This is a genomic window from Streptomyces sp. NPDC020801 (assembly GCF_044334385.1).
Classification (GTDB): Bacteria; Actinomycetota; Actinomycetes; order Streptomycetales; family Streptomycetaceae; genus Streptomyces.
Genome location: NZ_JBIRST010000019.1, coordinates 1 through 20997, shown reverse-complemented (window position 1 = coordinate 20997; position 20997 = coordinate 1). Strand labels below are relative to the sequence as shown.

Here is a 20997-nt window from a genome sequence, read left to right as displayed (position 1 = left end):
TGAGCGCCTGCCTCAGTGCGCATCGGTCGTTCCGCCGTGCTCCGGTCCCGGCCCGCCGCGTGCGATCCGTGTCAGATCGGTCATCAGCGAGCCCAGCCACGACATGGTCGCGTAGTACAGCCGCGGTGCGCCGGGCGGCTCCGTGGCGAATCCCGCCGGCGCCGGGTCGATCAGCGGCACCGGCGCGGACGGGGTGTCGCCTCCGGGATCCAGCGCCGCTGAGACCAGCAGCATCCGCCCGGCCACCCGATCCCCCAGCCCGCTGACCAACTCGGTCGCCGCCGGGCTCAGCCCGCTGAGCGGCGGTTCCAGCAGCCGCTCCGACCCCCACAGGGTGTGGTGACCGGCCATCAGCGTCGCCTGCCAGTCCACTCCGGGCAACGTCACCCCGTGCCCCCGGCCGCCGAATGGGGTCGGCTCGCTCTGGAACTGGGCGTACGCGGACTCCGCAAGGATGACCGCGCGCTGCAGCGAACGATGGCCGGGCACCCCCGACGGCACGGTCACCGCCCCTCCCCGCGCCACCCGGGCACTGGTTGCCACGACGATCTCCGCTGCCCTGCGCAGGAGTTCCGCCGCCGCATAGCGCAGCTCGTCGTGGGCACCTCGGGGCCAGGCCAGCAGGCCGAAGACGGCGCCGATCGCACTGCCGACCAGCACGTCCAGCACCCGCACCTCCGCCAGGTGCCACGTCGGAGGTGCCAGCTGGGCGAAGACCAGCGCCACGAGCACGGTGAACAGACCCTGCGCCCAGCCGACGCCCTTGACCGGCCCCACCGTGAAGGCGAACAGCATCCACACCGGCAGTAGGGCGGCGTAGACCGCGGTGTCGGTCCCCACCAGGGTCAGTACCCCGGCGATCACCAGGGCCCCGGCCAGTGTGCCCGCGAGCGCCAGGCGGATGGTGCTCCAGGTTTCGTCCATGGTGGTCCGGGTGAGGGTGAGCGTCGCCAGCATGGCCCAGAATCCGTGGGGCAGTGTGTCCACCCCGGCCACGAGCCGGGCCGCCGTCAGGGCCAGGGCTATGCGTACCGCGTTCTGGAAGAACACGGACCGGCGCCCGGCATGACCGCGCAGCCGATGCCACCACAGGCACGGGCCGCAGGCCGTGGCGTACCAGAAGCGGCCCGGCGGCACCTCCACCGGGGCCCGCCGGCCGTGTGTCGCCAGATCGGCCGCCGTGCCCATGGCCAGTGCGGCATCGGCGACCTCCAGCACGGCGGCCTGCCGGCGCAGTACGGCCGGCGGGAAGTCCGGCGCGGGAGGGTCCCCACCGGCGGGGACGGAGGCGGATGCCCCATGGGGGACGGGGCCCGCGGACGAGGCAGACAGGTGTGCGCGTGCCGCGACCACCTCCCCGTACTGTGCCAGGGGCGACGGCCCCGCCCTCAGGCAGGTCGCCGTCGCGGTGGCCAGTCGCGCCACCGCGTGCAGTACGCCGGTGACGTCGGGTCCCGGGTGGTCGCCGGGCGAGGCCGGCAGTTGCGCCAGCCGGTTGAGCAGGGTGCGGGTGGCCAGACCGGCGTGGGCGAGAGCGCGGTCGCGTATCCCCGGTCCCGCCGGACGTTCCGCCTCCGGCACGGCCCGCGGCCGCAGTGCCTGGCCGGTCTCACGGGCCGCCTGGACATCCGCATCGGTCAGGGCGTACGGAGGCGCGGCCAGAAGCGTCGCGCAGTGCGCGGCGGTCGTCGCGGCGTGGGCGGCCCGCTCCCGGTACGGCGGCGGGCTGGGCTCGGGAAAAATGAGCGCCTCGGCGGCGATGAACAGGGCCAGCCCGGTGGTCGTCCCGATCAGCCGCTCGCCGAGCGAGCCGGGATCGTACGGGGGGAAGGACGGCAGAATGTAGAGCAGTTGCAGGCCCGGCGCGGCCCCTGCCGGGCGCGGCCCGCCCACAGCGGCGAACGCCAGCGCGAAACCGACCACCAGCATGCCGACGACGGCGCTCCAGGTCCGCACCGACAGATAGGTGCCGACGACGACCAGCAGCCAGCACACCGGTAGCAGGCGCAGCACCTCCGCGGCTTGCTGCCGCCCAGTGCCCGGGATCTTGGAAAGGCCCCCCAGCGCCACGGCGCCGAACAGGGCGTATGTGGCCGCGACGGGGTTGTCGAGGCCGTAGCGGAAGAGGTAGAAACCGGCCGCGGCGACCAGCGTCACGCGTACCGCCCGGCGGCCCGAGGCTGCGTAGGCCGCCGGGATCCGACCGGCTGGGACACCACACACCCCTACAGAATCACGCACCACCGTGCGCCCGGCACCTTCCCAACCCTTCCTCCTCGGGCTCCTCACACACGAACTGTGACGGTCCCGGTGTCCTCGGGGGCCGGCCGGTGGATTTCCGGTCAGGCCGGTATACACGCCTGAGTCCTGTGGTGAGGCGTGTCCGCCGTCGAACAGCCTGCCCCGGCATGGGCGGCTTGGAGAACAGCGAGCGTCTGCCAGGTCCGGCCCACTGGGCCAATCCGGCGACGGCCTTCCGGATCGCCAAGCCGACCGCGGAGGAGCACGCCGAGATCACCGGCGGCCAGGCCACGGCCACCACGATGCCACTGCTCACCGGCGCCGTCGTGGTCGCCGCGCCCAGGGACCTGCTCGGCTCCTCCCGGCCGCAACGCGCCACGATCGCGGGCACCACCGCCCTGGCCGTCCTGATGTGGGGGGCGCAGCTCGTCAACATCTACTACCCACCCCTGGGCCCCCGCGCCACCCACATGGTCTGGGCCGGGGTCCTCGCGGCTGTCCTGCTCTTCAGCAGGCGTGACCGGTTGGCCGCCGCGGGCCTGGCGGTTGCCGCGCTCCCCAGCGCGCTGCAGGTCACGGTGCCACTGCAGCCGTTCTCCCCCGCGGGTGCGTTCGCCCTGCTCCTGGTGCTGCTCAGCGGCACGGTGCCCCTCCTCCGCACGCGTCGGCACCACGCCCAGGTAACCCCACCGAGCGGGGCGTAGCAGGATCCGGGCCCCGGTCGGCGGCCCGATCGGTCGGGGCTTCTGCCGGGGGGCAAGGTCCTCTGTGGGGTCTTCCCCAGGTGTTCTGCCGGGTCTTCCCCAGGTGTTCTGCCGGGTCTTCCCCAGGTGTTCTGCCGGGTCTTCGCGACGCAGCCCACGCCGGTGGCGAGGACACGCAGTCCGACCCGCGCTGTCCAGGCTTCCGCCAAGGGGGCGGCGGCGCAGACAACTCCCCTGCCGGCCACCTCTCCGGCCGCGGGCCCTCCGCCGACCTCCCACCCAGCCATGTCCCGTGCTGGGCCGGCCTCAGCCGGGCAACAACCACCTGCCGTGCTGGCAGTTGCAGCCGCCTTGCCGATCGGCGTCGCAACCCGGTCGCCGGCGGCTCCACGCACCCGAAGCCCGGCGCAGCTCACACTGCCCGCGCCCACCGGACCGTATCCGGTGGGCAGCGCTGGGCCCGGCGGACTTCGCCGAGGACATCCGGTTCGCCCTCGACCGCATCGAGGACCTCGACACCGGGCGCAACCCCGACGCCGAACACCGAGCGCTGCCGGCCGGCCTGCGCGGCGCCTTCGACCTGCATCGCATCGGCATGTTCGGCTGGTCGAAGGGCGGTACGGCGACCGCCCGCGTCATGTACGAGGACCAGCGCGTCCGGGCCGGTCTGAGCCTCGACGGCCCGATGCAACCGGAGGTCACCGCCGACCTGGAGCGGCCGTTCATGCTGATGACCGCCGAGTTCACCCGGGCCGAGGAGCCGAGCGTCGCCGAGTTCTGGTCGCATCTGAGGCGATGGCGGCTCAACGTTCGATCTGCACCTGCGGCACCGGGGGCACCTGCTCGACGGCCCGAGCGTGGCCTTCCCAGAGGTGAAGTTCCTTCCGTGAAGCGATGGACCGCGGCGCTCACGTCCCGCGGCGCGGTCCGCGCGCCCCGACGGTGCGTACCCGGACGGCCCCGGTCCGCAGGTTCGGGGCCGTCCGCGGTTGACCCCGGCTGATCGCGCCCGGCTGCGCCTGTGCGATCGCGCCGGAGCCGCGCCGGGCCCGACTGCGCGGCGACTTCGCCGCCGTGGCGGTGCTGGACGCGCCGACGGTCACGGCACGGCGGGATGTTCCCTGCCCGGCCATTCCGGAGCCGTGGTTCATCCCGCCACGACCGAACTGACGGCCGGTGGCCTCACAGGCCGGCCCACCGGCTCCAAAGGCGGCCCGGCGCCCGGGGATCAAACCGCAATGCCGGCAGGACACTTCGGGAGAATCTGACACCGCGTAACACCTGTGCGTGACGCGCATCACGCTCGCCGGGTGCAGCGCCACAGGGGGTCCAGGGTCTTTCTCCTGGTGTGGACAGCCGGCGAGAACGGGGACCGTGGGAATGGAGCATGCTCGGGCCGGTGAATACGACGCGTTCGTGGCGGCCCGCTGGTCGGTGCTGTTCCATCTGGCCCGTCTGCTCACCGGGGGCGATCGGCACCGGGCCGAGGACCTGTTGCAGGAGTCCTTGGTCAAACTGTGGTTCGTCTGGCCGAAGGTCGCCGACGAGGCACCGGAGGCCTATGTGCGCAAGGTGCTGGCGCGGGCCGCTGCCCGGTCGGCCCGCAGACGGTGGTGGAGCGAGCGGCCCGTCGAGGAGCTGCCCGAGGTCGCGGCGGCAGGCGACGTCTCGGCGACCGTGGCCGAGCGCTCCCGGCTGGAGGCGGCGCTCGCCCAGCTGAGCCCGCAGCAGCGGGCCGCCGTCGTACTGCGCTACTACCAGGACCTGCCCGACCGGCAGGTCGCCAAGACCCTGGGCTGCCCGGTCGGCACCGCTCGGTCCCACGCCGCGCGCGGGGTGGCCCGGCTGCGCCGGCTCCTGGCCGACGTCATCGAGCCGGTGGGGTGAGGGAGAACCCATGGACCACATGGACGGCATGGATCACTTCGAGCGGCAGCTGGCGCAGCTGATGCACCGCACGCAGGAACACACTCCCTTCGCGGCCGGGCATCACGAGCGGCTGCACGCCGGGGTGCGCACCCGGCGCCGGGTGCGGGCGGCACGCCGGGCCGCCGGTTCCGTGCTGGCCGTGGCCGGGCTGGGCCTCGGGCTGTTGCTGTGGCCGCACGCCCCGGCCGACGACCGGCCCAGCGCGCCGCTCCCGCGGCCCGCCGTCAGTCCGGCGCCGAGCCCGACCACCTCACCGGCACCGGACGACTCCCCGAGCGCACCGCCCACCTCGCCCGTCATGACCGAGTCCCCGACCGCGGGCGAGCGCCTGCCGGCCTCGGAGCCGCCCAGCACGACCGGGACCTCCGCGCCCGCTTCCGGCAGCCCGCCCGGCGGCCATGCCACGGCGACCTCCCCGAGCGAGGTCACCACACCGCCGGCCACGGAGTCAGCGAGTCCGCCGGCCGGCCCTTCGGACTACCCGTCGCCGGTGGTCAGCGCGACCGGATAGCGCGCCGGCCAAGTCACCGCACCGCCGTGCCTGCCTTCGGCACGCCCCGCGCACAGGAACAAAAGGGATCTACGTGATAAATCTTCGATCGGGCCGGACCACACCGGCCAAGGCGCGTCCACCCCGGCACGCTCCCCTGCCCAGGCATCACGAGGAGCCCGTCCTGGATGTGGCGGTGCCGGTGTTCAACGAGGAGAAGGACCTGGAGCCGAACGTACGGCGGCTCCACGCCCACCTGCGGGACACGTTCCCGTACCCGTTCCGGATCACCGTCGCCGACAACGCCAGCACCGACCGCACCCCGCGCATCGCCGTCCGGCTCGCGGACGAACTGGCCGAGGTGGAGTGGATACGGCTGTCCGAGAAGGGGCGCGGGCGGGCGCTGCGCGCGGCCTGGTCGGGGTCGCGGGCGCCCGTGCTGGCGTACGTCGACGTGGACCTGTCCACCGGGCTGGCGGCGCTGCTGCCGCTCGTCGCCCCGCTGATCTCGGGCCACTCCGACCTGGCGATCGGCACCCGTCTCGCACCCGGCTCCCGGGTGGTGCGCGGGCCCAGGCGGGAGGTCATCTCCCGCTGCTACAACGTCCTGTTGCGCTGCACACTCGCGGTCGGCTTCTCCGACGCGCAGTGCGGGTTCAAAGCCATGCGCCGCGACAGCGCCGAGCGGCTGCTGCCACTGGTGCGGGACGGGGAGTGGTTCTTCGACACCGAACTGCTGGTGCTCGCCGAGCGGGCCGGGATGCGGATCCACGAGGTGCCGGTGGACTGGGTCGACGACCCGGACAGCAGCGTCGACATCCTCTCCACCGCGCTGGCCGACCTGCGCGGCATCGCCCGGATGCGCTGGGACCTGACCCGCCACCGTCGTGCGGGACGGGCCACCGCATGACCACGACCCTGAACCCCGTACAGGAGCCGCCCGCGGTGCCGCGCCGCACGCCCCACCCCCGCCTGCGCGCCGCCGCCCGCCACCACGGCCCGGTCCTCGCCCTGTTCGGCGCCCTCAAACTCGCCGGCTTCTGCTCCTTCATGTTCCTGCTGTCCTCCGCCGGCGACTTCCGCACCAAGCACCCCCGTTTCGGCGGTGGAGCGCACCCCTGGGACGTGCTTGCCACCTGGGACGGCTGGTGGTACCAGCAGGTCGCCCTGCACGGCTACGACCCGAAGCTCGCCGCTATCCCCGGCGCCACCGGCCTGATCACCCTCGAGGGCAACTCGGCCGCGTTCTTCCCGCTCTACCCGGCGCTGATACGGCTGACCATGGCGGTCACCGGTCTGGGATCCTACGGCGCCGGCCTGCTGGTGTCCGTCCTCGCCTCGTTCGCCGCCGCTCTGGGCATCTACGCGATCGCCGAGTGGTTCAAAGGCCGGCGGGCCGGTCTCGCCGCGGCCGGGCTGTGGGCCGTGTGGCCCGGCTCCGGCGTCGAGTGGGCGGTCTACTCCGACTCCCTGTACGTCGCCCTGGCCGCCTGGGCCTGCTATGCGGTCATGACCCGCCGCTGGCTCACCGCCGGTGTCCTCACCTTCGCGGCCGGCCTCAACCGGCCCACGGCCGGCGCGCTGATAGCCGGGCTCGCCGTCGCCGCCCTGCTCGCGCTGCGCCGCCGCGAGGACGGCCTCCTGTACCCGTTCCTCGCCCTCGCCCTGGCACCGCTCGGCCTGCTCGGCTACCTGGCCTGGGTGGGCCACCGCATGGGCGACTACGACGGCTACTTCAAACTGCAGTCGGGCGCCTGGGCGCACGAATTCGACTACGGCAGGCAGACCTTCGACGTACTGACCTCCGTCCCCGTGGGCCACTTCACCTACCTGTCCGCGTTCCCCTTCGCGGACGTGATCGGCGTCGGGGTCGTCCTGCTGGCCTTCGCCCTCGTCCCCCTTCTGCTGCGGCTGCGCCCACCCGCGGTCCTCGTCGTCCACACGCTGCTGACCCTCGTCCTGGTGCTCGGCAGCCAGCAGATCTTCGCCAACGTCTCCCGCTATCTGCTCCCGTGCTTCCCGCTGTTCATCCCCCTCGCCGTCGGGATGCGCCGGCTGAGCCTGCCCGTGCAGTGCGTCCTGCTCGGCATCGCCGCCCTGGCCTCCGGCTCGTACGCGGGCTACGCGCTGTTCGAACTCGGGGTGCCGTAAATCTCCTGCCACTGCCGCGCCGTGCGCTGCGAGATGCACCCTGGAGGCGAAGGTGGCGACGGGCTGCAGAAGGCGTCGCCCACGGCCATGCCCGGGCTGAAGTGGTCCACGCGGTCGAGCGCATGCGCCGCCCGGGGAGGGTGTGTCAGAGCAGCAAGGGGAGGCTCACCAGTGCTGCGCCGCTTGCCCCGAGTGCCGCGAGGAGCGACGCCGGCCAGTCGCGTGACTGGGCGTACGTCAGGAGACCTGCCAGCAGTCCCGCCACCACCGCGGCTAAGAGGATCAGAGCCCAGCGCAGCGACAGGCGCTCCGGCGGAGGCGTGGGCGAGGTCGGTTCGGGCATACGGATCTCCTGCAACTGTGTCGGGACGGGATGGGGCGGCCCTGTATCAGCTGCCGCGCGCCGGCAGCGACCCGGTGACGTCGGACGGTGACTGCCCCCGGCCGGGTGCCCTCGGCACCACCGAAACCTCTCGAATGAGTGACCACGGTACCCATGTGAGCGCGATCAGAGAAGGCTTCTGATTGGCCATCACTGCCCGGCAGGTCGCACGAGAGCAGTGAAGTCAGCGAGTGCGCTCCGGTGTGCGCCCGCGTACCTCCTGTGCTCCTCCTCATGGCCGTCCGGATAGCTGACCAGACTGGCGCTGTGATTTAGCATCACTGCCATGACTGGTCCCGAGTTCGACCCGCCGGTGGCTTCCGAGGACGCGTTACGGGGCTCCACCGCGAAGGTGGTGGAACAACTGGGCTGCCAGATCGTGGAAGGCTGCAAACCCCGCGACCAGCACCTGACGGTGGACGCCGTCATGCAGGAGTTCGGGATCACCCGGCCCATGGCCCGGGAGGCGCTGCAGACACTGCATCAGAAGGGCCTGATCAACCTGCAGCCGCGGATCGGGGCCACCGTTCAGGGACTGGAACGGTGGGACCTGCTGGACCCCGACGTCATCGCCTGGCGCCTGGAAGTGGCGCCTGACAGCCAGATGCGGTCACTGACCGAGCTGCGGGAGGTGATCGAGCCCCGGGCGGCCAGGCTGGCCGCACTGAGCCGGTCCGCGGAGATCTGCCACGACCTCACCGGCCACGCCCGCACCTTGCTCGCCCTCAGCCGGGATCCGGATTTCGCGCGCCCGCGGGAGGGGGCGGCGATCCGGCGGCGCTTCCGGGACGTCGACGCCGCCTTCCACCGCACCCTCCTGGACGGCTCGCGCAACGAGCTTTTCCTGCACCTTGCCCACCCGGTCGTCATGGCGTTGAACCACCGGATCGATCGGAACTGGGCGGGCACTCACCAGGAGGCCACGGTCACGCCGGTGCGGGCTGTCATCGGCACCGACACCGTCCGGAGCTATCCCACGCGGCCGGAGCCGATCGCCATGTGGCTGCACATGGGGCTGGCCTACGCCGTCGACCAGGGACTGGCGACGGCCGCGGAGGCCTTCGCGGAGGCGATCCTCGCCGAGATCCGCAGCGGACGGCTGCAGGATCCCGCCGTACGCGACCGACTGCGGGCCGGACTGGACCAGTTCAATGCCAACGGCCTGCCGGCCGCTCACCGGGCCGGCTTCCAGGAGGTCATGGCCGGCCTGATCCATGCCCGGCATGCCCCCGTCGTCGTCATGGGGGTCAGCGGATGCGGCAAGACCACCGTGGGCGAGTTCCTTGCGGAGTCGCTCAGGGTGCCCTTCGAGGAGGGGGACCACTTCCATCCCAGACGCAACCTCGAGTCGATGGAGGACGGCAACCGTCTCGACGACCGCAGCCGCAGTCCGTGGCTGGCCGCCATCGCCCGCCGCATGCGGGCGGCGGGCCCGGAGGAAGGGCTGGTGATCACGTGCTCCGCCCTCAGACGCATCTACCGCGAAATGCTGCGTGTGGCCCAACCCGACGCGTTCTTCGTGCACCTGGCACTCGGCCAGGACGAGGCCGCCGCCCGGGTGGCGAGCAGGGGGGCGCACTTCATGCCCGCCTCCTTGGTGTCCTCGCAGTTCGAGGACCTGGAACCGCTGGAGGACGACGAGGCCGGGATGACCCTCGACGCGAACTTGCCGGTCGAGCGGATCATCGCTGAGGTCCAGACCGAGCTGGCCCGGCGCACCCGGCCGGGGCGCTGAAGACGTCGGGTCCGCCCGCACCGCAGGGGTGCTGCCCGAGCCTCCGGGACGCACCGATGAAGGACCGCCGGCGCCCGGTCCCGCCGAGGCGGGCCGGCCTCGACGGCACGGAGTCACCCGGGCTCGCCCACCCACCGCCGTGCGGCGTCATGGTCGCCGAGCCCACCGACCGAACCGACCGAGAAGAGGGGGATCCAGCCATGCGCATCGAGTCCGCCGAGGTGATCGTCACCAGCCCGGGACGGAACTTCGTCACCCTGCGCATCACCACCGAGGACGGCGTCACCGGCCTCGGTGACGCCACGCTCAACGGCCGGGAACTGGCCGTCCAGTCCTATCTGGACAGTCACGTCGTGCCGCTGCTCATCGGAAGCGACGCCTCCCGCATCGAGGACACCTGGCAGTACCTGTACCGGGGCGCCTACTGGCGCCGCGGTCCCGTCACCATGGCGGCGATCGCGGCCGTCGACACGGCGCTGTGGGACATCAAGGCCAAGTGCGCCGGGATGCCTCTGTACCAGCTCCTCGGTGGCGCGTCCCGCACCGGCGCCCTGGCCTACGGGCACGCCTCCGGCCGCGATGTGCCCGAACTGCTCGACTCCGTACACGCGCATCTGGAGCTCGGCTACCGGGCCATCCGCATCCAGACCGGGATCCCCGGTCTGGACTCGGTGTACGGCGTGGCCGCCTCCAGCGCGGGAGGCGGGGAGCGCTACGACTACGAGCCCGCGCGCCGCGCCGCCGACGGACTGCCCCGTCCAACGGTGGAGATCTGGGACACGCGTGCCTACCTGCGCCACGTTCCCACCGTCCTCGAGGCCGTACGGGCCGAGTTCGGCGCCGAGTTGCCCCTGCTGCACGACGGGCACCACCGGATGACGCCGATCCAGGCCGCGCACCTGGGCAAGGCGGTGGAACCGTACGACCTGTTCTGGCTGGAGGACGCCACCCCCGGAGAGGATCAGGCGGCCCTGCGGCTGATCCGGCAGCACACGACGACACCGCTGGCGATCGGCGAGGTCTTCAACTCGGTGTACGACTACACCACGTTGCTGAGCGAGCGGCTGATCGACTACGTGCGCTCGGCGGTCACCCACGCCGGTGGTGTCACCGCGATGAAGAAGCTGCTCGACCTGGCGGACGTCTACGGCGTCAGGTCCGGGATGCACGGACCCACCGACATCTCCCCGGTGGGCATGGCCGCCGCGCTCCATCTGGACCTGGCCGTCCACAACTTCGGCATCCAGGAGTACATGCGGCACTCCGAGCGGACGCTGGAGGTCTTCCATACCTCCTACCGGTTCGAGGACGGACTGCTGCACCCGTCCGACAGTCTGGGTCTGGGCGTCGACCTCGATACCGAGGCGGCACGCCGATTCCCGTACCAGCCTGCGTACTTGCCGGTCAACAGGCTGCGGGATGGAACCATGCATGACTGGTGAGCCGGGCGAAGGCACCGCAGACGGTGGCCAAATCACCGGCAGGTGAAGCCGCTCGTGATAGGTTCACCGCCGCCAAGTGCTGCTGCGAACCGAGGAGGTGAGACCGATCAACGCCGTGACAGATCGGGGCTCCCTCCTTTGCATGGGCCAGGGAGCGCCCGCAGAAGGCATCCCGAAAGGCTTGAAACGCGCATGCGCTTCACCTCCCAGGCGTCGTCCGACGGCGTCACCGAACAACTCTTCATCCTCCCCTTCACCTTCGGTGAGATCCCCGGCGTGCTGTGGACGCCGGACGGCGCCGCCGGGTCCCGTCCGCTGATCCTGATGGGACACGGCGGTGGCCAGCACAAGAAGGCCCCCGGCATCGTGGCGCGTGCACGCCGTTTCGCGGCCGAGTGCGGTTTCGCGGTGGCGGCCGTCGATGCGCCCGCCCATGGCGACCGGCCACGAACCGAGGAACACAGCCGGCTCATCGGCGAGATGCGGAACAGCATGCAGACCGGCGGGGACGTGGCTCCGGTGCTGGCCGAAGTCCACACCCTCATCGCCGGCCAGAGCGTCCCGGAATGGCGGGCGGTGGTGGACGCGGTCCAGGAACTCGATCACGTCGGCGCCGGACCGGTGGGCTACTGGGGGCTGTCGCTGGGCTGCGGGCTCGGCGTTCCGTTCGTCGCCGCCGAGCCCCGCGTCCGCGCGGCGGTGCTGGGTCTGAACGGGTTGGAGACCTCGGCCGAGGCCGCCTCGCGCATCACCGTCCCGGTGGAGTTCCTGGTGCAGTGGGACGACGAGCGGGTGCCGCGGGCGGCGAGTCTGGCGCTGTTCGATTCCTTCGCGTCTGCGGAGAAGACGCTGCACGCCAACCCCGGCAAGCACGGGGAGGTCCCGATGTTCGAGCTGGACAGCTCGCTGCGGTTCTTCACCCGGCACCTGAGCTGATACCCCTGCTGTCCGCGACGCGCTGATCGGGGTCCGCGCCCGATCAGCGCGGTCAGCTCACCCTGCACCCGCCCCGACGGTGTCGGGCACCGGTTCGCCGCCTGCGACCCCGGCAAGGGCAGGGAGCTTGCGCCATCGAGGTTCTCATTCGACCGGGAACAGCCATCGACGGGCATCGGCGGATTCGTCGTGCTGCACCTCCGACAGCCGCCGCGCCAACCGCATGGTGACCTCACCGGGCTTACCGTCCCGCACCTGCCAGGAGCCGGTCCTGGAGCAGACGTGACCCACCGGGCTGATACCGGCCGCGGTGCCGCAGGCGAAGACCTCGGTCAGCGCTCCGCCGGCGCAGTCGGCCCGCCACTGGTCCACCGAGATGGGGGCCTCGACCGCGTCCATGCCGAGATCGGCGGCCAGCGTGAGAACCGAATCCCGTGTGACACCAGGCAGGATGGTGCCGGACAGCGGCGGGGTCAGCAGTCGAGGTCGCGACCCGCCGCCGTACACGAAGAAGACGTTCATACCGCCCATTTCCTCGACCCACCTGTGTTCGGCGGAGTCCAGCCACACCACCTGATCGCATCCGTGGTCGGCGGCCTGCGCCTGGGCCGGGTAGGTGGCTGCGTAGTTGCCGGCGTACTTCGCCGCACCGGTGCCACCCGGCGCGGCCCGGGTGTACTCGTCCGTCAGCCAGACCCGGACCGGCCGGGGTTCGCGGCCGAAGAACCCTTCGGTGACGAAGGCGATGACCAGAAACCGGTACTCACTGGCCGGTCGCAGCGCGAGCCTCGGCTCCGAGGCGAACAGGATCGGGCGCAGGTACAGGCTGGTGTTCGGATCGTTCGGCAGCCAGCCCCGGTCCTGCCTGGTCAGTTCGGTCACCGCCGAGACGAACATCGACTCCGGCAGTTCGGGCATGTGCAGCCGGCGCGCAGAGGCCCGGAAGCGGCGGGCGTACTCGTCCGGGCGGAAGATTCCCAGGCCGCCCCGCACCGTCCGATACGCTTTCAGGCCCTCGATCACCACCTGGCCGTAGTGCAGGCCGACCATCGCCGGGTCCATCGGAAGCGGGCCGTAGGGAACCAGTTCGGCGTCGTGCCAGCCGCTCGCCGGTGACCAGCGCATGCGCACCATGTGCTCGGTGAACGCGCGCCCGAAGGCGAGGTGCGCCAGCCGCGCGGTGCGCTCAGCGGCGGACAGCCGCGTCGCCGCGGGTCTCAACTGTATGGACACGGGCGCTGGTTCCATGCCGTCCTCCTGCCGACTGCCGGATCGGGCTCAGACCATCGGGGCGGTCGCGCCGCGGATCGCAGGTCTGGCCGCGGTCCTGCTGGATGGCTGACCGGGTGCGGGACAGCCGGCCCCGCACCGGGTGTGGGTCAGTGCTTCTTCGCGATGAACAGCCGGCCCGTGGGGAACCGGTGCGGCAGGCACCGAACGTCCGAGAACCCCGCCGCCAGCAGCTTGTCGGTCCACTCCTGTTCGTTGAGCAGCCGTCGGCGCATGAACTGCTGGTGGTAATACGTCACGATCGCGCTGAACCGGCGCTCCCTCGGGTCGGGCACGTACGGCACCGCCTCCGTGATCGCCATCATGCCGCCCGGCCGCAACGCGTCCCGGCAGCTGGCCAGGGTCGCGTCGGCGACGTCCTCCTCTTCGGGCATCATGTCGTGGAAGACGAACCCGGCGTGCACTACGTCGGCGTCCTTCACCGGCGTCGGGTCGGTGGCCACCGACTGGATCGACCGCTCGTACACGGTGATCCGGTCGGCCACTCCCGCTCGTTCAGCCGCCAGTTCCGCCTCCCGGCAGGCCTCGCCGTCCAGGTCGAGCGCCACGGCCGTGGTGTTCTTCAGGGTCAGCAGGATCTCGATGAGCAGCCGGGCGGTGCCCGCGCCGAGGTCGACCACATGCGACGGATGGGCATCGAGGATGGTCTGCAGCGCGACGGGATAGAAGCCGAACGAACCCATCCACTGCGAGCTCACGGCGACCTGCCGGCCGTCGCGGCTGTGCCGCTTGCCGGCTGCCACGTTGTCGGTGAGAAACTCAACCGCGTTCTCCACGAAAGGCCGGTTCGCGTTGAGCGCCCAGGACAGGTAGCCGGACTCGTAGAGGATCTGGTCGAAGTCCGCCGCCACCTGGTACGTCCCGCCCGACTCGACCACCAGCGCCGCCGAGGTCAGAGCCTCCAGGTAGTTCGCCACGCCCTGCCTCGGCAGCCCGGTGGCCGACACCAGCTGCTCGACGTCGACCCGCTGGCCCTTCTCGATGTGGGGCAGCAACCCGATCCGGTCGCCGATCTCCAGCAGCGCTGCCGCTCCCGCCACGTCCGCTGCCGTCTCGCGAACATCTGCCGCGGCGGCGCCGGTCGCCGGGTTCGGTATCGTTGTCATACCGTGTTCCTTTCAGTAGTTCCTCGATCGCTGCCGGAATCTCCCGATCACTGCCCCCGGTGATGAAAATCCAGTGGCGCGTGTCGGGCGGACGAGCACGGTACAGATCGACGAGCGATTTTCGGAGTTGCCGGGTCACGGCCCCGGCGTGGTGATCACGGCCGTGCCGCATGCGAATACCTCGGTCATGGAGCCGTCCGCAAAACGGTGCGCAGAAGGCCCAACCCTTCAGCGAGAATGTGCGCACTCAACTTTCCTCGCGGATCCAGGTATCCAGATCCTCATCCCGTCGCGCCAATTGTTGGCGCGGCACCCGGCGGGTTGGCCAACCGAATGACAGAAGTTGGCAAGAGATCGAAAACGGAGCCGAGGGCGGCCCAATCATGGAAGCATGACGGAGCCTGCTTCCCGACCCGATGGAATCGACGCGCTGACCGATGTCTTCGACGCCGTCTACCGCGGCGAGAGTCCGTTCGGCAGGCGTCCACCCTGGGACATCGGCGGGCCGCAGCCCGCGTTCGTCGCGGTCGAGGAAGCGGGACTCGTCAGTGGCGCGGTGCTCGATCCGGGCTGCGGCACCGGCGAGGACGCGCTCCACCTGGCCGGCAAGGGCTACGCGGTGACGGGACTCGACCTGTCGCCGACGGCGATCTCCATCGCGCAGCACAAGGCCGGGGAGCGGGGGCTCGACGCCACCTTCGAGGTCGCCAACGCCCTCGAACTCGCGGGCTACGACGGGCGTTTCGACACCGTGATCGACTGCGGTCTCGCGCACACGTTCGACGCCGCAAACCTACGGACCTACGCGGCGGCGCTGCACCGCGTCTGCCGCCCGGGGGCGGTCGTGCACGTGCTCTCGATCAGTGACCGCGGGGCCGAGGAGATGCAGGCACGGCTCGCCGAGGCGATCGAGCAGATCCCGGCGAAACTTCCCGACAACGGCCCGAAACGGACCACCGACGACCTGCGCAACGGCTTCGCCGACGGCTGGACGACCGAGTCCATCACCGACACCGGCATGCACGCGATACTCCCGTCCGCTACCGAACCCTTCGACCTGCCCGCCTCGCTCGGTCGATTCCGCCGCACCTGACCCAGGAACCACCGGCGCCTCCCTCGCCCGCCTCGCCCGCCAGATCGTCCCCGCGGCGGATCTCGCTGACATCGTCTGACGGAAGGTACCGACCCATGTCTTCGAACACCGACACCGAAACCGTCATCGTGGGGGCCGGCCCCGCCGGTCTCACGGCGGCGCTCGTCCTGGCCAGGTACCGCCACCGTGTGGTCGTCGTGGACAGTCGCCAGGCACCGCGGAACAGCGTGTCGGCGGGCGTCCACGGGCATATCGGGCTGGACGGCGTCTCCCCCGCCGAAATCCGGTCGCGCGCTTGGCAGGAACTCTCCCGTTACTCGACCGTAGAGCTTCTGGAAGCCGATGCCGAAAGCGTACGCACCAACGGCGGCGGCCGATTTCGTGTCGGTCTCGGCAACGGTGACACCATCGAGGCTTCGACCGTCCTGCTTGCCACCGGTGTCATCGACATCTATCCGACACACGTGGACGGGTTTTCGGCTTGCTGGGGCCATACCGTGATCCACTGCCCGTTCTGCCTCGGCGAGGAGAATGCCGACCGGCGCTGGGGCACCGTCGTCGACAACGCGGAACTTGCCGCGCTGTCGGCTGTGGCATTCCGTGCGTGGAGCAAAGACACGATCGCCATCTGCCGCGAGTCGATGCCGGGCCTCGAAACCGCTCGCACGGCTGCACAGAGTATGGGAGGCGACGTCGTCACTGGCACGATCGGCCGCCTGCATCACCGTCAGGGATCCCTGTACGCAGTCGAGTTCGACGACGGCCGCGTCCTGGAGCGGGAAACCCTGGTGTGGACGCCGTCGCAGCGGCAGCAGCCTGTCGTCGCGCGAACGATCGGCGAGCTGAGTCTGACTGTCGACGACGCGGGCTTCGTAGGCGTCAATGACACTCAATGCACAAACGTCCCGGGCCTGTACGCGGCCGGGGACCTGGCCTCCCGATGGAAGCAGTCGTTCACCGCTTCGGCCGCGGCGGGTGCCACAGCCGCCGACGCCATCCACGCATCGGCGATTCTGGGCGCCGCAGGCCACTGAACCGTACTGGGGCCGCCCCACTACGTCGACTCAGAGACGTGGCCAACTCCACATCGACGACGAGGGCTATCCGTTCACGGCCTCCCGGAGGCTCCCGGACCGCATGCCGGTCCAGGAGCCTCCACTGAACACTCGCGCTTGTGCGCGGTGGAGGTTGCGACACCAGGTCGCGAAACCTTAATGTGATCTTGGAACGGCGGCCTGGTACTGCGCACCGCCGCCGGCTTCCACAGAGCAGGCGCTGGCCTGCTCATCTCATGGCAGGGGGGAACATGAGGATCTTCAGCACGCCGGATCCGCGGTCCGTGCAAACGCCGGTGAGTACGGGCGTGACCGACCCGGCAGACGCGACCCGCAGGAACGGCCGGCAATTCGCCCGGTAGCGGCGACCTGCAACAGCAACATCCACGCCAACTCCAACGACGTCGGCAACTCGGACCACAACCAGCGCTGGTCCTAGAAGCCACTGATCCCGCGGAGGGTGCCGGCGGCGAACCCGGCGTCCTTCGATTCCGGGGAACAGTGATCCGCAAGCACTGGTTCCGGCTGCCGGCTCTCACCAGGCGGTTGAGCGTCGGCCTGCATTTGTTTCGATCCCCGTTCAAGAAGGTTCTTCTCATGAAATCGAGTTTTGCCGCAAGGCGGGTCATCACGGTTGCCGCGGTGGCCTGCGTGGCATCCCTTGCTTTTGGACTTCCCGCGCACGCCACCACGAGTGCCCCCTACCTTCGGTACGGGGCCCACGGGGAGGGCGTCAAATGCGTCCAGCGGGCGGTGAGATGGGCCGGCATGGGAACCGTCAGCAACCTGGTGTCCGTCGACGGGGTCTGGGGGCCGCGAACCCAGGACGCCGTTGTGGAGTTCCAGGAGCACTACCAGCTCAATCCTGACGGCGTCGTCGGCCGGGAGACCGGCCAGCGTATGTGGAACGTCATCACTCAGGAGAGTGAAGGATTCGAGTACTGCTTCCAGCTCCTGCCGACGCTGAGCAACTAGCCCTGTTCCTGTCGTTCCAGCTCGGCGGTCACTCGACGCGCTGGGATTAACGGGATCCGGGAGCACGTGGCGCGGCCGTTCTCCACACTTCGAGATATCCAGTAACGAAGTGTGAGGGAACGGCCGGGCCCATGGCTCTCCCCGTCGATGTGCCCGCAGGGCAGGCGTTGGTTTTCTCGTCGCGCCTTCGGATCGGGGGCTGAGGAGATCTCGTTCCACCGGTCGGGGGTCGGTCACGGGTGGCTCGCCTCCCGCAGCATGCGGTTGATGACACGGCTGATCTCGGCCGCGTTGCGCGGCCAGTACATCTCGTTGTGGGCGCAGGCGATGTCGACGCGCTGCACCCGGCCGTCGACGTACGGGTGCCACAGCACGTCCATCTCCGCCTCGAGCCGGCGCTTGTCGTGGGTCTGCGGGTCGAGGAGCGCGTTGAAGAAAACGACATCCCCGCGGTACTTGGGCGAGGTGTAGAGCCGCATCTGCTCCAGGTGCTCGATGAAGATCTCCGACGCGGTGTCGACCAGGAACTCGTACTCCTCCATTCCCTTGAGGTGACCCATGTAGTTGACGAGGAACATGCGCACCAGGTCCTCGTCGAGCACTTCGAGGTCGGAGAAGTGACTGGCGGGCGCCGAGTCCAGCAGCGCGAGCAGTGCCACCTCCTCTCCGCGCCGCTGCAGTTCCGCGGCCATCGCGTGGGCCAGGGTGCCACCGAAGGACCAGCCGAGCAGGTGGTACGGGCCACGCGGCTGGACATCCCGCACCTGCCGCACATAGTCGTCGACCATGTCCTCGATGGAGGTCGCCCGTGGCGTGACCCCGTCGAAGCCGCGCGCCTGGATGCCGTAGAGCGGCCAGGACCGCTCGATGTGCCGCCCGAAGCTGAGGTAGGGCCAGCTCAGGCCGCCACCGGGGTGCAGCCACCACAGCGGGGGCTTGTCGCCCTCGGTGCGGATCGGCAGTAGGGCGGCGAAGGGGTCTTCGAAGGTCACCTGGGTGTCCGCGGACAGCTGCTCCGCCAGCTCGGCCACCGTGGGGTACTGGAACACCGTCCGGATGGGGACGTCCATGCCCAGCTTCTCGTGGATCTGCCAGACGAGGCGGGTCAGCCGCAGGGAGTGTCCGCCGCAGGCGAAGAAGTCGTCGTCGATCCCGATCCGGTCCAGGCCGAGCACCTCGGCGAACAACACGGCCAGTGCCTCCTCGCGCGGTGTGCGCGGGGCGCGGTACTCACCGCCGGCCGGGTCGGGGTCGGGCAGTGCGGCACGGTCCACCTTCCCGTTCTTGGTGAGTGGCAGCCGGTCGAGAAGCATGATCTCGCTCGGCACCATGAACGCGGGCAGTTCGCGCGTCAGTTCCTCGCGCAGCAGCGACGGCAGCCGGGACGCCCGGCCGGAGACCGCAGGCGAGTTGACGAGCCGCCCGAACGGCGGCCGCCCGGGCCGGTACACGCCGTCGCAGGCGGGGGCGTCGACGTCGGGCAGCACGACCGCCTCGAAGTGCTCCGGCGACTCCGCCGACCAGGTGCAGTACACGGCGAGCCCCTGTGCCGCACCCCATGCCTCCAGCTCGGCCGGGTCGAGCGCACCCCGGTCGTCGATCGGGCCACCCCACTCGCCCGCCTCGGTGACCAGCCTGGCGTTCGGCACGCGGGTGAGGCGTACCCGGCCGTGGCGCGCAAGCGCGGTTGCCACATCGGACAGCTGGTGGACGTCGCTTCCCCAGGTCGCCATCGGCAGGTCCACGAGGTCCAGGGCCCGGTTCGGCCCCTTGTGCAGCACGACCTCGTAGCGGTGGCGGGTGAGCTCGTTGTGGTAGGTGCCCTGCTTGAGGCGGATGTCGGTGGCGACCACGTCCGGACGCGCGGCGGCCCACTGCGTGAAGTAGTCCGGATCGATGACGAGTTCCTTCTCGTCCAGGAGCGCGCGCGACACCGCGGCCTGCACGGCGGCGGCCCGGTCGTCCGGGTGCCGCGAACGGTGGACCGCCGCGGTGAACGACCTCTGGGTGCGGTAGTTGCGGACGTCACCGACGACGATCCGCCCGCCCGGGGCCAGCCTGTCCATCGCGATGTCGAGCACTTTGGTGAGGTAGTCGCCGTCCGGGAAGTACGACACGATCGAGTTGAGGATCACCGTGTCGAAGTGCGCCGCGGGAAGGTCGCCTGCCTCGTCGGCGGGCCGGCAACGCAGGGTCACCCGGTTCGACAGCCGGGGATCGGCGTCGACCTGGGCGTTCAGCCGCTCGATGACGGGGGCGGAGAAGTCGGTGCCCCAGTACTCCGCCACCTGGGTCGCGAGCGGTCCCAGCAGCAGGCCCGAGCCGACACCGATCTCCAGCACCCGCTGCGGGCGCAGCGCGAGTACACGCCCCACCATGGCGTCGCGCCAGGCCCGCATCTCGGGCAGCGGGATGGCCTGACCGGTGTAGGAGCTGTTCCACCCGGTGAAGTCGTCGCCGACTCCTCCCAGGTCCACCTCGGTCCCGCCGTACACGGAGTCGTAGATCTCGCGCCACTCCCCCACCTGCTCGACGGCCTCGCGGTCGGACGACCCAGACGCGTCGGGCACCACGTAGGCGACAAGGTGCCGTTCCCCGAGCCGGTCCTCACGGCTGACCACGACCGCCTGTGCCACGCCCTCGCGCCTGCGCAGCGTCGCCTCGACCTCGCCCGGCTCCACGCGGAAGCCCCGGATCTTGATCTGGTCGTCCACCCGCCCCCGGTATTCCAGGTGCCCGGCGGAGCTCCAGCGCACCAGGTCACCAGTGCGGTACATCCGCGCACCAGGCGCCCCCCACGGGTCGGCCACGAACCGCACACCGGTCAGGCCCGGGCGGCTCGCGTACCCGCGAGCCACGCCGGCGCCGCCGATGTACAGCTCCCCGACCACGCCGGGCGGCACGGGCCGGAGTCGCTCGTCCAGGACACGCAGCGTGGTGCCCTGCATGGGACCACCGATCGGCACCGGGTCGGTGCAGTCGTCAACCGAGGTCAACCGGTACCTGGCGGCGAACGCCGTGGTCTCCGTCGGCCCGTACCCGTTCACCACGACGAGACCGGGGCAGGCACCGAGAATCCGGCGGGCGGCGGCGGGCGGCATGACCTCTCCGCCCGCCCACACCTCGGCGACGCCCGCGAAGCACTCCGGGTGCTGCTCCACCATCGCGGCGAACAGGCCCGTGGGCAGGCACAAGCCGGTCAGCCCACGCTCAGTGATCACAGCGGACAGCACCGCGGTGTCCAGCTGCCCGGCGGATGCCACCACAGCGGTGCCGCCGCCGAGCAGCGGCACCCACAGCTCCCACGTGGACGCGTCGAACGTCTGCGCCGAGTGGACCAGGACGCGGCGAAACGCGCCGCCCGCCCAGCAGTCGTCGAGCGCGAGGTCGACCACGTTCCGGTGGGTGACCTCGACCCCCTTGGGCTGGCCGGTGGAGCCGGATGTGTACATCACGTACGCGGTGCTC

Annotated in this window: 17 protein-coding genes; 12 read left to right on the top strand and 5 right to left on the bottom strand. The window is 70.8% G+C overall.

The window, feature by feature from the left end:
* Positions 1-12 precede the first annotated feature (12 nt).
* Positions 13-2157, bottom strand: coding sequence for an FUSC family protein (locus ACH4UM_RS31185; RefSeq protein WP_398186563.1), 2145 nt, complete (start codon positions 2155-2157; stop codon positions 13-15).
* 251 nt (positions 2158-2408) lie between these two features.
* Between ACH4UM_RS31185 and ACH4UM_RS31180 the strand changes: the two genes are divergently transcribed.
* From ACH4UM_RS31180 to ACH4UM_RS31155, 6 genes are all read left to right on the top strand, one after another.
* Positions 2409-2945, top strand: a complete 537-nt coding sequence (locus ACH4UM_RS31180) for a hypothetical protein (RefSeq protein WP_398186560.1) — start codon at positions 2409-2411, stop codon at positions 2943-2945.
* A gap of 292 nt (positions 2946-3237) precedes the next feature.
* The gene (locus tag ACH4UM_RS31175; protein WP_398186557.1) at positions 3238-3948 is read left to right on the top strand and encodes a hypothetical protein; all 711 of its coding nucleotides are present in this window, start codon (positions 3238-3240) and stop codon (positions 3946-3948) included.
* A gap of 377 nt (positions 3949-4325) precedes the next feature.
* Positions 4326-4832, top strand: a complete 507-nt coding sequence (locus ACH4UM_RS31170) for a SigE family RNA polymerase sigma factor (RefSeq protein ID WP_398186555.1) — start codon at positions 4326-4328, stop codon at positions 4830-4832.
* A gap of 10 nt (positions 4833-4842) precedes the next feature.
* Positions 4843-5385: a hypothetical protein gene (locus tag ACH4UM_RS31165; protein WP_398186552.1), complete on the top strand. Its 543-nt coding sequence runs from the start codon at positions 4843-4845 to the stop codon at positions 5383-5385.
* A 169-nt stretch (positions 5386-5554) separates the two neighbouring features.
* Positions 5555-6274, top strand: a complete 720-nt coding sequence (locus ACH4UM_RS31160; protein ID WP_398186550.1) for a dolichyl-phosphate beta-glucosyltransferase — start codon at positions 5555-5557, stop codon at positions 6272-6274.
* On the top strand, positions 6271-7515 hold the full coding sequence (locus tag ACH4UM_RS31155; protein ID WP_398186547.1) for a hypothetical protein: 1245 nt from the start codon (positions 6271-6273) through the stop codon (positions 7513-7515). Before ACH4UM_RS31160 ends, ACH4UM_RS31155 begins: the two co-directional genes overlap by 4 nt.
* 145 nt (positions 7516-7660) lie before the next feature.
* Here ACH4UM_RS31155 and ACH4UM_RS31150 read toward each other — a convergent pair whose 3' ends face one another.
* The gene (locus tag ACH4UM_RS31150; protein WP_398186545.1) at positions 7661-7858 is read right to left on the bottom strand and encodes a hypothetical protein; all 198 of its coding nucleotides are present in this window, start codon (positions 7856-7858) and stop codon (positions 7661-7663) included.
* Between the two features lie 325 nt (positions 7859-8183).
* Between ACH4UM_RS31150 and ACH4UM_RS31145 the strand changes: the two genes are divergently transcribed.
* The 3 genes from ACH4UM_RS31145 (at position 8184) to ACH4UM_RS31135 (ending at position 12010) form a co-directional block, all read left to right on the top strand.
* A complete protein-coding gene (locus ACH4UM_RS31145) occupies positions 8184-9632 on the top strand; it encodes a gluconokinase, GntK/IdnK-type (RefSeq protein ID WP_398186542.1) in 1449 nt (482 codons plus the stop codon).
* 200 nt (positions 9633-9832) lie between these two features.
* A complete protein-coding gene (gene manD, locus ACH4UM_RS31140; protein WP_398186541.1) occupies positions 9833-11074 on the top strand; it encodes a D-mannonate dehydratase ManD in 1242 nt (413 codons plus the stop codon).
* Positions 11075-11266: 192 nt separating this feature from the next.
* A complete protein-coding gene (locus tag ACH4UM_RS31135) occupies positions 11267-12010 on the top strand; it encodes a dienelactone hydrolase family protein (RefSeq protein ID WP_398186538.1) in 744 nt (247 codons plus the stop codon).
* 144 nt (positions 12011-12154) lie between these two features.
* Here ACH4UM_RS31135 and ACH4UM_RS31130 read toward each other — a convergent pair whose 3' ends face one another.
* Together ACH4UM_RS31130 and ACH4UM_RS31125 are read right to left on the bottom strand one after the other, a co-directional pair.
* Positions 12155-13258 carry a branched-chain amino acid aminotransferase gene (locus ACH4UM_RS31130; protein ID WP_398186535.1) on the bottom strand — a complete coding sequence of 368 codons (1104 nt, stop codon included), beginning with the start codon at positions 13256-13258 and terminating at the stop codon, positions 12155-12157.
* Positions 13259-13389: 131 nt separating this feature from the next.
* Positions 13390-14406: a class I SAM-dependent methyltransferase gene (locus tag ACH4UM_RS31125; RefSeq protein WP_398186533.1), complete on the bottom strand. Its 1017-nt coding sequence runs from the start codon at positions 14404-14406 to the stop codon at positions 13390-13392.
* A 391-nt stretch (positions 14407-14797) separates the two neighbouring features.
* Here ACH4UM_RS31125 and ACH4UM_RS31120 point away from each other — a divergent pair, with 391 nt between their 5' ends.
* From ACH4UM_RS31120 to ACH4UM_RS31110, 3 genes are all read left to right on the top strand, one after another.
* Positions 14798-15499: a class I SAM-dependent methyltransferase gene (locus tag ACH4UM_RS31120; RefSeq protein WP_398186530.1), complete on the top strand. Its 702-nt coding sequence runs from the start codon at positions 14798-14800 to the stop codon at positions 15497-15499.
* Between the two features lie 95 nt (positions 15500-15594).
* Entirely contained in the window at positions 15595-16533 is a 939-nt protein-coding gene (locus ACH4UM_RS31115) for an NAD(P)/FAD-dependent oxidoreductase (protein ID WP_398186527.1), read from the top strand.
* A 618-nt stretch (positions 16534-17151) separates the two neighbouring features.
* Positions 17152-17529, top strand: coding sequence for a peptidoglycan-binding protein (locus tag ACH4UM_RS31110; RefSeq protein WP_398186869.1), 378 nt, complete (start codon positions 17152-17154; stop codon positions 17527-17529).
* 233 nt (positions 17530-17762) lie between these two features.
* On the opposite strand, the gene ACH4UM_RS31105 is transcribed toward ACH4UM_RS31110, so the two are convergent.
* A partial coding sequence (locus ACH4UM_RS31105; RefSeq protein WP_398186525.1) for an alpha/beta fold hydrolase occupies positions 17763-20997 on the bottom strand: 3235 nt, incomplete at its 5' end.